Origin of the sequence: Pantoea sp. (genome assembly GCF_032114055.1) — a bacterium.
Classification (GTDB): domain Bacteria; phylum Pseudomonadota; class Gammaproteobacteria; order Enterobacterales; family Enterobacteriaceae; genus Pantoea.
In genome coordinates this window covers 55,133-67,427 of sequence record NZ_DAMCTB010000012.1, presented here as the reverse complement: position 1 = coordinate 67,427, position 12,295 = coordinate 55,133, and the positions used below count along the sequence as shown (strand labels likewise).

The 12,295-nt window shown below is 57.4% G+C and carries 10 protein-coding genes, 4 tRNA genes and 1 other RNA gene; 4 read left to right on the top strand and 11 right to left on the bottom strand.

All coding sequences use genetic code 11. The features are described from left to right. Positions 1-78: 78 nt before the first annotated feature. Genes hemC through hemY form a run of 4 tightly spaced genes read left to right on the top strand, consistent with a single transcriptional unit; the run spans position 79 to position 4,103 of the window. A complete protein-coding gene (hemC, locus tag RT657_RS17160) occupies positions 79-1,020 on the top strand; it encodes a hydroxymethylbilane synthase (RefSeq protein ID WP_313655910.1) in 942 nt (313 codons plus the stop codon). Then, complete coding sequence (gene hemD, locus RT657_RS17155; protein WP_313655908.1) at positions 1,017-1,745, top strand: uroporphyrinogen-III synthase; 729 nt, start codon at positions 1,017-1,019, stop codon at positions 1,743-1,745. Before hemC ends, hemD begins: the two co-directional genes overlap by 4 nt. Positions 1,746-1,770: 25 nt before the next feature. Beyond that, positions 1,771-2,904: a uroporphyrinogen-III C-methyltransferase gene (gene hemX / locus RT657_RS17150; RefSeq protein ID WP_313655907.1), complete on the top strand. Its 1,134-nt coding sequence runs from the start codon at positions 1,771-1,773 to the stop codon at positions 2,902-2,904. 2 nt (positions 2,905-2,906) lie between these two features. After that, entirely contained in the window at positions 2,907-4,103 is a 1,197-nt protein-coding gene (gene hemY, locus RT657_RS17145) for a protoheme IX biogenesis protein HemY (RefSeq protein ID WP_313655905.1), read from the top strand. Between the two features lie 1,021 nt (positions 4,104-5,124). Here hemY and RT657_RS17140 read toward each other — a convergent pair. The 11 genes from RT657_RS17140 to rffC form a co-directional block, all read right to left on the bottom strand. Beyond that, positions 5,125-5,254, bottom strand: a non-coding RNA gene (locus RT657_RS17140) — RtT sRNA. 33 nt (positions 5,255-5,287) lie between these two features. Further along, positions 5,288-5,364 (bottom strand) — tRNA-Pro (locus RT657_RS17135). Positions 5,365-5,385: 21 nt separating this feature from the next. Then, positions 5,386-5,472, bottom strand: a tRNA-Leu gene (locus RT657_RS17130). Between the two features lie 16 nt (positions 5,473-5,488). Beyond that, positions 5,489-5,564, bottom strand: a tRNA-His gene (locus tag RT657_RS17125). Between the two features lie 98 nt (positions 5,565-5,662). Then, positions 5,663-5,739: transfer RNA gene (locus RT657_RS17120), tRNA-Arg, on the bottom strand. Positions 5,740-5,897: 158 nt separating this feature from the next. Next, the gene (gene wecG / locus RT657_RS17115) at positions 5,898-6,638 is read right to left on the bottom strand and encodes a lipopolysaccharide N-acetylmannosaminouronosyltransferase (protein WP_313655903.1); all 741 of its coding nucleotides are present in this window, start codon (positions 6,636-6,638) and stop codon (positions 5,898-5,900) included. A 25-nt stretch (positions 6,639-6,663) separates the two neighbouring features. After that, positions 6,664-8,007 (bottom strand): ECA oligosaccharide polymerase, encoded by a 1,344-nt coding sequence (wzyE, locus tag RT657_RS17110; protein WP_313655901.1) that lies wholly within the window; start codon positions 8,005-8,007, stop codon positions 6,664-6,666. Beyond that, positions 8,004-9,071: a TDP-N-acetylfucosamine:lipid II N-acetylfucosaminyltransferase gene (locus RT657_RS17105; RefSeq protein WP_313655899.1), complete on the bottom strand. Its 1,068-nt coding sequence runs from the start codon at positions 9,069-9,071 to the stop codon at positions 8,004-8,006. The genes wzyE and RT657_RS17105 overlap by 4 nt, the downstream gene beginning before the upstream one ends. Beyond that, entirely contained in the window at positions 9,068-10,318 is a 1,251-nt protein-coding gene (wzxE, locus tag RT657_RS17100; RefSeq protein ID WP_313655898.1) for a lipid III flippase WzxE, read from the bottom strand. Before wzxE ends, RT657_RS17105 begins: the two co-directional genes overlap by 4 nt. Then, the gene (gene rffA, locus RT657_RS17095; protein WP_313655897.1) at positions 10,318-11,448 is read right to left on the bottom strand and encodes a dTDP-4-amino-4,6-dideoxygalactose transaminase; all 1,131 of its coding nucleotides are present in this window, start codon (positions 11,446-11,448) and stop codon (positions 10,318-10,320) included. The genes wzxE and rffA overlap by 1 nt, the downstream gene beginning before the upstream one ends. After that, positions 11,435-12,142 carry a dTDP-4-amino-4,6-dideoxy-D-galactose acyltransferase gene (rffC, locus tag RT657_RS17090; RefSeq protein ID WP_313655896.1) on the bottom strand — a complete coding sequence of 236 codons (708 nt, stop codon included), beginning with the start codon at positions 12,140-12,142 and terminating at the stop codon, positions 11,435-11,437. The genes rffA and rffC overlap by 14 nt, the downstream gene beginning before the upstream one ends. Positions 12,143-12,295: the final 153 nt, after the last annotated feature.

Sequence of the window (12,295 nt, the reverse complement as noted above, 5' to 3'; positions counted from 1 at the left end):
CTTTTCAATCCGTTGAAACTGACAGTATTCGCCCAGAGATGATAGGATATTCAGTGAACGATAAAAATGGTTAACAGCATGTTAGACAAAATTTTCAGAATTGCTACAAGACAAAGTCCGCTCGCACTGTGGCAGGCACATTATGTTCAGCAACGCCTTATGAGCGCCCATCCGGGCCTGCGCGTTGAGCTGGTGCCCATGGTCACCAAAGGTGACATTATCCTGGACACGCCGCTGGCTAAAGTGGGCGGCAAAGGGCTGTTTGTCAAAGAGCTGGAGCTGGCGATGCTGGAAGGCCGTGCCGATATGGCGGTGCATTCCATGAAGGATGTGCCGGTCAGTTTCCCCGAGGGGCTGGGCCTTGTGACCATCTGCGAGCGCGACGATCCGCGCGATGCGTTCGTTTCTCATCATTATGATTCTATCGACGCGCTGCCTCAGGGTGCCATTGTAGGTACGTCGAGCCTGCGCCGTCAGTGTCAGATCAGCGCACGCCGTCCGGATCTGGTTATCCGCTCACTGCGTGGCAACGTTGGCACCCGCCTCGGTAAACTGGATGCCGGTGACTATGACGCCATTATTCTTGCCGTTGCCGGGCTGAAGCGCCTGGGACTGGAAGATCGCATTCGTCAGGCGCTGCCTGCAGAGGTGTCTCTGCCCGCCGTGGGCCAGGGCGCGGTCGGCATTGAATGCCGTCTCAATGACAGTACCTTAATTGATCTGCTGCAGGCGCTGAACCATGCCGACACCGAAGTCTGTGTCAGAGCGGAGCGCGCCATGAACACCCGTCTGGAGGGAGGCTGTCAGGTGCCGATTGGCAGCTTCGCGGTGCTGGAAGGCGACGATCTCTGGCTGCGCGGCATGGTCGGCGCTCCGGATGGCCGGATGATGGTCAGCGGTGAACGCCGTGGCCCACGCGCGCAGGCGGAACAGATGGGCATTTCACTTGCCGATGAACTGCTAAACGGCGGCGCGCGTGAAATCCTGAAAGAGGTTTATCAGGGGCAGCCGCCAGCATGACCATCCTGGTGACGCGCCCGGAGCCCGCAGCGGCAGAGCTGGTATCACGCCTGCATGCCATTGGTAAACAGGCGTGGAGCCTGCCGCTGATCGAATTTGCGCCGGGCGCTGACCTCCCCTCTCTGCCTCAGACGCTGGCCGGACTGCGCGCCGGTGACCTCGTCTTTCTCCTTTCACAGCAGGTTATTCACTACGCACAGCACCGGATCAAAGCGTGGCCTCCTGAGCTGGACTATTATGCAATTGGTCGCAGCACCGCTCTGGCATTTCATACCGTCAGCGGTCAGCAGGTGACCTGGCCTCATGCCCATGAAACCAGTGAAGAGCTGATCCAGCTGAATACGCTTCAGCAGGTAGCCGGTAAACGTGCACTGATCCTGCGTGGCGATCCCGGACGGGAACTGCTGGCAGAGACGTTAACCCGGCGCGGTGCTGAGGTGACGTTTGCTGCCTGCTATCAGCGCTGCCAGAAGCACTACGACGGTCCGGTTGAAGGCCGTCGCTGGCGCGATCGCGGCGTCTCTGTCGTGGTGGTGACCAGCGGTGAAATGTTACAACAGCTTTTTTCGCTGTTCCCCGCAGTTGATCGCGAGGAATGGCTGCTCAACTGCCGACTGATCGTCGTCAGTGAACGTTTGGCTACCCTGGCTGCAGGATTGGGCTGGCAGGATATTCAGGTAGCCGATGGTGCCGATAACGATGCGCTGCTGCGCGCGTTACGCTGAACTTTAATAATGGGATGTGCCACATATGACGGAACAAAAAGACTCCTCCGCCATGGTTGAAGAAACCACCCCAGCGGTCGACCGCTCTCCTTCCAGCAACAGCACACCACCGCGTCAGGCGAAAAATGGTGGCATGGTGCTGGGGGCAGTGGCGATTGTCATTGCGCTGGCAATAGGTGCGGGCTTATACCTTAACGGGAAACATCAGGCTGATTTGCAGGCACAAACCAATCAGAAGCTGAGCGATCAATTAAGCGCGTTGCAGCAGCAGGCCAGCAGCGATAAACAGCAGCTGACACAGCAACTGAGTGGCGCAGAAACCGCGCTGCAGACAGCACAGGCCCAGCAGGCGGCATCAGCAAAAGAGCTGGAAACGCTGCGTGAAAAGATGGCCGTCATTTCCGGCAACGATGTGCGCAGCTGGCTGCTGGCACAGGCGGACTATCTGGTGAAGCTGGCCGGTCGTAAACTCTGGAGCGACCAGGATGTCACGACCGCTGCGGCGCTGCTGAAAAGTGCCGATGCCAGCCTGGCCGACATGAACGACCCCAGCGTCATGAACGTACGCCGTGCCCTGACTCAGGATATCGGTAACCTCTCTGCCGTGACCCAGGTCGATTACGACGGGGTGATCCTTAAGCTGAATCAGCTGTCGAATAACGTTGATAATCTGCGTCTGGCGGATAACGACAGTGACGATGCGCCGATGGACAGCGACGGTGGTGAGCTGTCAGGTTCCGTGCGTGAATGGCGGCAGAACCTGGTGAAAAGCTGGCATAACTTCATGGATGATTTTATTACCATCCGCCGCCGCGACAACACCGCCCAGCCCCTGCTGGCCCCTAATCAGGACGTTTATCTGCGCGAGAACATCCGCTCACGTCTGCTGATTGCGGCGCAGGCTGTACCGCGTCATCAGGATGAGATCTACAAGCAGTCTATTGATACCGTTTCGGCCTGGGTTCGCGCCTGGTACGACACCAACGATGCTGCCACCAAAGCGTTTCTCGCTCAGCTTGATGAACTGAGCCAGCAGAACATCAATATGGATCTGCCGGATAACCTGCAAAGTCAGCCGCTGCTGGAGCAGCTGATGCAGACCCGCGTGCGGAACCTGTTAGCGCAACCTTCTGCCGCTGCTAATCAGCAGGGAGGCTAAGGATGCTTAAGGTATTTATCCTCTTTATCCTGCTGATTGCGGGCGTGGTGCTGGGACCGATGATCGCCGGTCATCAGGGCTATGTACTGATTCAGACCGATAACTGGAATATCGAAACCAGCGTCACCGGCCTGGCCATTATCCTTATCATCAGCCTGCTGGTGATTCTGGCCGTTGAGTGGTTGCTGCGTCGCCTGCTGCGCACCGGGGCACGTACCCGTGGCTGGTTTACCGGACGCAAGCGCCGTCGTGCCCAGCGTCATACTCAGTCGGCGCTGATGAAGCTGGCCGAGGGCGACCATCGTCAGGTAGAAAAACTGCTGTCTAAAGATGCCGACCACGCCGATGTGCCGGTCGCGAACTATCTGCTGGCCGCCGAAGCCGCTCAGCAGCGTGGCGACGAAGTCCGTGCGAATCAGCATCTGGAACGGGCTGCGGAGCTTGCTGAAAACAACACCATTCCGGTTGAGATTGCCCGCACACGGATTCAGCTGGCACGTAACGAAGATCACGCGGCGCGTCACAGCATCGATCGTCTGCTGGAAGTGGCACCGCGTCATCCGGAAGTGCTGCGTCTGGCTGAACAGGCCTATATCCGTACCGGTGCCTGGAGCGCCCTGCTGGATATTCTGCCCGCCATGCAGAAGGCGCAGGTCGGCGATGAACTGCATCGCGAGGCTCTGCAGCAGCAGGCCTGGCTGGGTCTGATGAATCAGGCGATGGCCGACCAGGGCAGTGATGGACTGAAGCGCTGGTGGAACACGCTGAGCCGTAAAACCCGTCAGGATACGACGCTGCAGGTGGCAATGGCGGATCATCTGATTGAGTGCAACGATCACGACACTGCGCAGTCAATCGTGCTGGAGGGCCTCAAGCGCCATTATGACGATCGTCTGGTGCTGCTGATGCCTCGTATTAAAAGCGGTAATCCGGAAGCACTGGAAAAGGCGCTACGCCAGCAGATCAAGCAGCATGGCGCGACACCGCTATTGCACAGTACGCTGGGACAGTTGCTGATGCGCCACGGCGAATGGCAGCAGGCAGCTGAAGCCCTGCAGCAGGCGCTGGAACAGCGTCCCGATGCCTTCGACTATGCATGGCTGGCGGATGTTTATGATCGCCTGCATCGCCCGGAAGAAGCAGCGAAAATGCGTCGTGAAGGCCTGTTGCTGACGCTGAAGAATAATCCCAACGGCTGATGCCGTCTGGAGAATTAAAAGCCGGGCTTGCCCGGCTTTTTTATGCCCTTCTTCTCTCATCCCACCCTGCCGCAGGCAAAAAAAACACCTGCCACGGGCAGGTGCAAGATCAGGTCGGTAAGACAACCGGGAGATACCTGACTCAACGTAGTGTCTGTTAACCCTGTAAGGCTTGCGCGATACAGGCAGGCAGACAACAGGTATCTGAAATTGGCTCTGCATCATTCCCAGGTTTATGTAGCATCAGCCGACATAAGAGGTGGAATGAGCATCTACAGCAGAAGTATTGCACAAGTCATGCCAGGTTAAGATTTATTTTTTAATTTGATAATAATCAATAATTTAATAAGGTGGCTAAGCCTTTCCTGAGCGAGACCTGGCAGGAAGCGTCGGGATAAAGCGACAGGCGTAAATTATGCTGTCTCTGAATGGAGACGGCGAGATCATTATTACGGTTATCACAACAATAACAATGGTTTATTTGTCTGCAATTCACGACATTGCTCAGACTGTTGGCCAAATAGAAGCAGCGTACCTTTGGTTGCCACGGATAAGCTCAAACGCACCGCCCGTTCTCACCACGGTGCGGGCTCAGGGAGCATACGCCTTTCGCAAAGACGCAAAAGACGCTATCCCTGGCGAGCTCAGCGCGGGCCGTCCATGCCCGCGTTGCTTTGCTACATGCGTATGCTCCCTTTGCTTCATGTATGGCAGACGCATCTGTTACTTATCTGAACGCTTCAGACTAATGACAGATCTAAACCTGGATGCATCTGACCACAGCGCAAAACTCAACACGCAGGAAACACGGGCAGAGGAGGAAAGCGTCCTACGTCAGGGGCGGCGTGGGCCGGGCGGCCATGGATGGCTTAAGCGACTTTCCGATCTGCCCGAGTTCCCTTCGCAGGCTCGGATTTACAGCAAACTTATCTCGCTGTACCCCCTGAATCATCTTCAAAAGTCATCACCCCCTTTTCCACAGACGAAAAAAAACCTGTCTTTTCAGACAGGTTTCTAAAAAGGGTCGGCGAGAGAGGATAACGCCGCTCTGCGAGCAGCGCCCTGCGGGCCGTTGCTGACGCAACGTTGTCTCGCTGCGCCCGGCGCAAACCTCCTCCGGAGGTTCTCATCCTCTTTTCCACAGACGAAAAAAAACCTGTCTTTTCAGACAGGTTTCTTAAATATGGTCGGCGAGAGAGGATTCGAACCTCCGACCCACTGGTCCCAAACCAGTTGCGCTACCAAGCTGCGCTACTCGCCGATTTTTTTAAACTGTTTTGCCTGGTGCGAAGAGAGGGACTTGAACCCTCACGTCCGTTAAGACACTAACACCTGAAGCTAGCGCGTCTACCAATTCCGCCACCTTCGCGTTTCCCAGCAAAATCTGGGGTGGCTAATGGGACTCGAACCCACGACAACTGGAATCACAATCCAGGGCTCTACCAACTGAGCTATAGCCACCACAATTCTTCATGATACAGATTACAAACCTGCAGCATTTAAATCTTTACTGCCAACCGCGGTAAATCAACCACCGAAGCTCATGCGCACAAACGATATGGCGCGCCCGACAGGATTCGAACCTGAGACCTCTGCCTCCGGAGGGCAGCGCTCTATCCAGCTGAGCTACGGGCGCGTAGCGCCGTTGCGGATGTGCATACTAGAGATAAGCGCCCATCGTGTCTAGTGCTTTTTAAATAAAAAGATGCGTTTGATTACGCTTTGTGCATTTTGTCGAGAAAAAGCGCATTCGCGTATACACAGAGACTAAAAATGCGGCATTTATCAGCAATATCAGAGATCGCCTCGCCAGTGATAACGCAAATATTTCAGCAGTTTTAGCTGTCGGCGCAGGCGTGAGGGCTGACGAATAAGGCGATAAAGCCACTCCAGCCCCAGCCGCTGCCAGATTACCGGCGCACGCTTCACATGACCGGTGAACACATCATAGGTGCCGCCTACGCCCATATAGAGGGCATCTGGCCAGTGTGCACGACACGCCAGCATCAGCAGCTCCTGACGCGGCGACCCCAGCGCCACGGTTACCAGCTTTGCACCGCTGGCCGCAATCCGGGCAAACAATGCGTCCTGTTCGGCTGGCGCAAAATAGCCATCCTGCGCCCCGACAATATTCACGTTCCACTGGCGACGCAGCTTAGCGCAGGTTTCATCCAGCACCTGCTGACGACCGCCGATCAGAAATACCGGCGTCCCTTCCCGCCCGGCACGCTCCATCAGCGCTTCCCACAAATCCGCGCCCGCAATGCGCTGCACCCGCGCCTGGGGATACTTCTTGCGAATCGAGCGCACAATGCTGATGCCATCCGCGTAGGCATATTCCGCCTGGGTGAGCAGCGTGCGCAGTCCCTCATTCTGCTCAGCGGTCAGGATCTTCTCCGCATTGATTGCCACCAAAATGCCGCTGCGTACCTGCTGTGGCGGCATCAAAAAATTCACCGCCGACGGCATGTTCTCGAAGCCATACAGCTCAACGCCCCGAATCCGGTACTGCGGCGTTTCCGTTAACTTTGTCATATCTTCCGTTAATCCCAGAGGTTAATCAGAGCGGGCTGTGCGCTACCCGCCTGCTGCGGTCGCGGATTAAACCTGCGCGATCCAGTAACCAGAAAAGTAATTTAGCCATGCCCAGGCAGGCAGCAAAAATGATGCAGAAAAACACCACGCGTGAGCCGAAGGCATCAAGACCTTCGCGTGCCAGCACGATCATGTTAAAGACTGCGCCAAAACAGAAACTTTGCAGGATGGCGCCGCTGTAGCGATTAGTCTCCAGGCAGCCGCGCTGGTAGATCGCATCAAAGGCTTTAATAATCATCCCGACCGCGACCGCGCCGGGAAGAATCGCCCAGACGCCGCCCATCACCACCAGCGACCCTATCAGCGTAGGTGAAATGGCCAGGCCGGAGTGGTTATTCAGCACTTCCCAGGTAAAGTAGTTAGCACTGTTCAGCACCGCCAGCGGCCGATCCGGCCAGAGCCAGGTCGGAATAAATACGTAAAAGTCGCGCCACAGCGGAGCCAGCCCCTGGAATTCGATTCTGGCGTAGTTATCCAGCAGCAGGGCGAGGTTTTCCCACGGCGAAAAAGTATCACGCGTCAGATAGAGGAAGGTATAGAACGCTTCATCACCCATGACATCCAGGTTATAGCGGCGCAATGCCAGCCAGAACATCCCGGCAATCGCCATCACACCAGCCGTTGCCAGCATCCACAGCGTGATCCAGCCGCGGGTAATGCCGATGAACAGGAACAGGGCAAACGCAATAATAATGTTAGCGCGCGTGCCCCCGACCAGCGCATAGGTGAGTAAACCAAAGGCCACGGTGACGACCAGAAACAGCAGCCAGTTGCGACGTGTCGGGCGTAAAAAGTAGGGGATCAGCATCGCCGGAATAAAGAAGTAGAAAAAACGCTTAAGCGCCACGCCCGAGACTTCGCTGGAAAAGATCTGGTTGTAAGCGGTCAGGCGGAACAGTAAAAAGCCGTTGTGGATAAAAAACACTGTGACGGTTCCCACCGCTACCAGCGCCAGAATGACGCAGGTCAGATGGGTCTCGACACGATTCATCTGCAGCCAGGGTTTCGCCGGCGTGGCGCTGGCGGGCTTCAGCCGTATTTTATAGCTGACGTAATAGATGGCATAAAACGCCGTCGCCGACAGCAGCGCCTCCAGCAGATTTTCAACCGGCACAACATCGACATTAAAGCGGAACACCAGCACCGAGGTCAGCGGGAAGCCGAAATAGAAAGTCAGCAGGAACAGCAGCGTGAAGAAAAGATGGAAGTTAAAACGAACACGCTTAAACTCCCGCCAGGTCAGGGTCAGGATAAAAGCCAGCGACAGCAGATAGACCACCAGCAGGCCGCCAAACTGCATAAGACTCATGACAACTCTCCTTCGCTGAGCTGTAACGCCGCCCGCCAGCCAGCCAGATAGCCCGGCGCAAAAAAGGCGATCGCCTGTTTATCGCAGCTCGCCAGCTGACGCCGCGCCTCAGCAATCACCGCAGGCGACAACGCATCGTCGCTGAACAGGACCGGTAATTGCTGCTCAGCCACATCCCGCCAGAAGGGATTTTTGCGGCTCAGGACAAAAGGCACACCGGCCTGAATCAGCAGGCAGAGCGTTCCCACCCCCTGCTGTCGTTCAAACATAAAATAGCCGACATCGCAGCGCGCCAGCAGGGCCAGATAGTGCTCAAATGGCAGATTTTCGCGGATCAGATTGACCTGCCCGTCCGGAAACAGCGTCTCTGCGGCGCCCTGAATCTGGCTGATATAAGCGTCGTTGCCCGGCGGATAGCCCAGCGGAACCTCAATACGCACCTGCTCGCCAAACTGCGCGTGAATCGCCTTCAGGCCTTCGATATGCCGGTTACCCGGATCGCCGGAATTACCCAGCAGCAGCGTAAACCGCGCTGAAGGCACAGACGTAACCGCGACGGCAGGCATGCGGGTGGGAAAATAGAGCAGTGAACCGGGCACGCGGCGATGGCGCTGCTGATAGTGATGCAGGTCGCCACGGGTCGCAAAAACCTGAGCGACGCGGCCCTGGGCGATTCGGCGAATGTGATAGAACAGACGGAACTTCAGGCTGCGCGAATCTTCATAGAGATCGGCCCCCCAGACGTGCCAGAAGATCTGTGAGCGGCGCAGTTTCCCGCTGAGCAGTGCCAGCCAGATCCACGGGTTAAACTGCCCGTGACAGAAAAACCGCTGCTGACGATCGCTGGCCCGCGCCATGACCGCCTGAGCCAGCGCTTTCTTGCTGGCAAAGCATTCGATCTGCAACGCGCTGAAGGGAGCCAGACTTTCGGGCTGCGGCGTCACCACCATAAAATGGCGTGGCGAAGCCGCGGGCTGCTCAACGCTGAGGACGTCGTTGAAAAAGCGCAGCACCGTCTGGTTGTGGTGGGGAATGTCCGATCCCAAAACGTGAATTAAAGTCATTTTTTCCGGCAGTAAACGATAAAAGCGCCACAACACAGGGCAAAGTAAAGCATATAGGTCAGCATATAAGCCTGAGCTGCCCCCGTCGCGCCATTGAGCGGGATCAGCCAGCGCGATAACAGAGTCAGCAGCAGGAACTGGCTGATCTCAGTCAGAACATAAAAGCGCAGCGAGGCTTTGGCGATCACCAGATATCCGAAAACATAGGCGCCAACTTTAAAAACATCGCCGCTCAGTTGCCAGACAAAGAGATCGCGCATGCCGCGAAACGCCTCAGAGAAGAGCAGGCTGATGGCGAAATCGCGCAGCACCCAGACGCTAAAGCTGGCAACCGCGACGGCGGGCAGGACAAAGCGCAGCGCACGGCCAATCTCACGCGCGATATCGCGCTTATTGTCGAGCCGCGCCAGCGTCGGCAGCAGCCAGACGCTGAAGGTGGCGGTGATAAACTGCAGATAAGCATCGGAAATGCTGGTGACGCCCTGCCATAATCCGACCTGTGCCCAGCCCTGCTGCTCCGCCAGCAGATTACGCATGAGCACCCAGGCGACCGGCAGGGTGACGGCAGTAATCAGCGCCATCAGCGTATATTTTGCCAGATTCCCTGCCAGCTCAGGATGCCATTGGGGACGCAGCCAGCTCAGCGGCAGCGGCACACGGCGTTTAAGCATGATCAGCGCCGGCAGCAGCAGTAAGGCCGGAACCAGCGCCAGCCCGATCAGCGCGCCCTGATAGCCACCGGCCCACCAGCAGACCAGATAGCCCGCCACACCAATCAGACTGCCGAAGATCAGCGCCAGCGCATTGCCGCGCGCATCGCGATACCCCTTCAGCAGCGCCAGAGTGAAATTAGCCCAGGCGATGCCGAGCTGTAGAAAGGCCACCACGCGGATGACCCCCTGATAGCGGTCGTGACCAAACAGCGCGGTACTGATGGGAGCCGCCGCCAGCAGAAACAGCAGCGCCAGCACGCCGGAAAAGCCCATTACAAGGGTCGATGCCGTTCCCGTCATCGCCCGCAGCCGGTCGGGCTGCTGCTGATACTGCGCGACATAGGCGGTAACGCCGTTGAAAATCCCCGCGCCCGCCAGTACGCCCAGCACGGTAATCAGCTGACGGAAGTTCCCCGCCTGGCCGACGCCCTCGGGTCCGAAGCTGACCGCCAGCAGTTTAACGACCAGCAGACCAGCCACGATTTTTACCAGTGTGGACGACGCGGTCCACACTGAGGCTCTGGCAAGTGACATCAGGAGAAGAAGCTCAGCAGCGAGCTGATGACGGTGCTCTGGTTGTTATCTGACAGGTTGTAAAACAGCGGCAGGCGCAGCAGGCGTTCACTTTCGCGGGTGGTGAAGCGATCGTCACCGGCAAAGCGCGAGAATCGCTCACCGGCAGGCGAGTTGTGCAGCGGGATATAGTGGAACACCGTCAGAATTTCGGCCTCTTTCATCCAGCTAATCAGCGCCTCGCGATCGTCCTGATCGCGCAGTTTGATATAGAACATGTGCGCATTGTGTTCGCAACTGGCTGGGATCACCGGCAGGCTGATGCGGCCCTGGGCCGCCAGCGGCTGGAGGGCGTCGTAATAACGCTGCCAGATGCGTAACCGCTGCTGATTAATACGCTCTGCAGCTTCCAGCTGCGCCCAGAGGTAAGCTGCCTGCAGGTCGGCCATCAGATAGCTCGATCCCATGTCGCGCCAGGTATATTTATCCACCTGTCCGCGGAAGAACTGACTGCGGTTGGTGCCTTTTTCGCGCACGATTTCGGCGCGCTCAACCAGGCTGGCGTCGTTGATCAGCGTCGCCCCACCCTCACCGCCTGCGGTGTAGTTTTTCGTTTCATGAAAGCTGAAGCAGCCGATATGGCCGATGGTACCCAGCGCACGGCCTTTGTAGCGTGACATTACGCCCTGCGCCGCATCTTCAATCACAAACAACTTATGCTTTGCCGCTAGCGCCATGATGGTGTCCATCTCACAGGCCACGCCTGCATAATGCACCGGCACGATAGCGCGGGTTTTTTCCGTGATGGCCGCTTCGATCAGCGTCTCATCAATGTTCATGGTGTCCGGGCGCACGTCGACAAATACAATCCGCGCACCGCGCAGCACAAAGGCATTGGCGGTAGAGACAAAGGTATAGCTCGGCATGATGACTTCATCGCCAGGCTGCAGATCGATCAACAGTGCCGCCATCTCCAGTGACGCGGTGCAGGAAGGCGTCAGCAGCACTTTTTTGCTGCCGAAACGCTGCTCCATCCACTGCTGGCAGCGACGGGTAAATCCGCCGTCGCCGCAGAGCTTGCCGCTGTTCATTGCCGACTGCATATACTCGATTTCGGTGCCCACAACCGGAGGCGCATTAAATGGAATCATGACCTTTCCTGTAAAACCAGTAGGCGGTGCTGTCGAGCCGGGCACCGCTGCGTAAATAGAGGCGCATCGCCGTGAGATTGCTGAGTTGGGTGGCAATCCGCAGCTGGTTCAGTTGCCGTACCCGTGCCCAGTCAGCCGCCGCCAGCAGCAGCCGCTGACCCAGCCCCTGGCCCTGCGCATCAGGCAGTACGCCCAGCAGGCCAACACGGGCATCGCCGTCGACCGCGCGGAGTGAAACAAAGCCCTGAAGCTGTCCTGCGGCATCCGTCGCCACCAGGCACTGATCGTCAAACGAACCGCGCACTGCATTTTCAATCCACTGCGCGTAAAAGCGGCTGCTGGCGTCCGGCGCGTACCAGGGCGCACGGAAACGACTCTGGCTGAACAGCACAGACGCCGCATCGCGCAACAGCGGGATCTGCGACTCGCGGGCAATGCGAATCCCCGCCTGCCGTTCCGTCTGCGCCACCGCCAGCGTCAGGTCCGCTTCCCCTTCTGCCAGCTGAAACTGATGCTGCTGCAGCGTATCAATCAGCGCAGTCTCGCTGGCCGCCACTTTCATCTGCATCAGCGCACAGGGATGACGCAGCGCCTGGCCCAGAGGGGTGTCACCTTCTGCTTCCAGCCGCACGGTCTCAACACCAAAGAACGTGCTCTCCCAGCTAAGGGGATGAATACTGACGTGGAGAGACATGTCATAAATCCAGCTGATAGTGGCCGTAGCCGGTTTTTATAAGCGCTTCGCCCGCAGCGCACAGCTGGTCGTCAGCCAGTGATTACGCCAGGTAGCCCTCTGTAGCCGCCCTGTAAACGGAGAAACGCACCTGTACCCAACTGATAAAACCGG

Excerpts from the sequence above, each read along its gene's own strand:
- hemC (WP_313655910.1), top strand. The coding sequence starts at position 79 with ATGTTAGACAAAATTTTCAGAATTGCTACAAGACAAAGTCCGCTCGCA.
- hemD (WP_313655908.1), top strand. The coding sequence starts at position 1,017 with ATGACCATCCTGGTGACGCGCCCGGAGCCCGCAGCGGCAGAGCTGGTA.
- hemX (WP_313655907.1), top strand. The coding sequence starts at position 1,771 with ATGACGGAACAAAAAGACTCCTCCGCCATGGTTGAAGAAACCACCCCA.
- hemY (WP_313655905.1), top strand. The coding sequence starts at position 2,907 with ATGCTTAAGGTATTTATCCTCTTTATCCTGCTGATTGCGGGCGTGGTG.
- wecG (WP_313655903.1), bottom strand. The coding sequence starts at position 6,638 with ATGACAAAGTTAACGGAAACGCCGCAGTACCGGATTCGGGGCGTTGAG.
- wzyE (WP_313655901.1), bottom strand. The coding sequence starts at position 8,007 with ATGAGTCTTATGCAGTTTGGCGGCCTGCTGGTGGTCTATCTGCTGTCG.
- RT657_RS17105 (WP_313655899.1), bottom strand. The coding sequence starts at position 9,071 with ATGACTTTAATTCACGTTTTGGGATCGGACATTCCCCACCACAACCAG.
- wzxE (WP_313655898.1), bottom strand. The coding sequence starts at position 10,318 with ATGTCACTTGCCAGAGCCTCAGTGTGGACCGCGTCGTCCACACTGGTA.
- rffA (WP_313655897.1), bottom strand. The coding sequence starts at position 11,448 with ATGATTCCATTTAATGCGCCTCCGGTTGTGGGCACCGAAATCGAGTAT.
- rffC (WP_313655896.1), bottom strand. The coding sequence starts at position 12,142 with ATGTCTCTCCACGTCAGTATTCATCCCCTTAGCTGGGAGAGCACGTTC.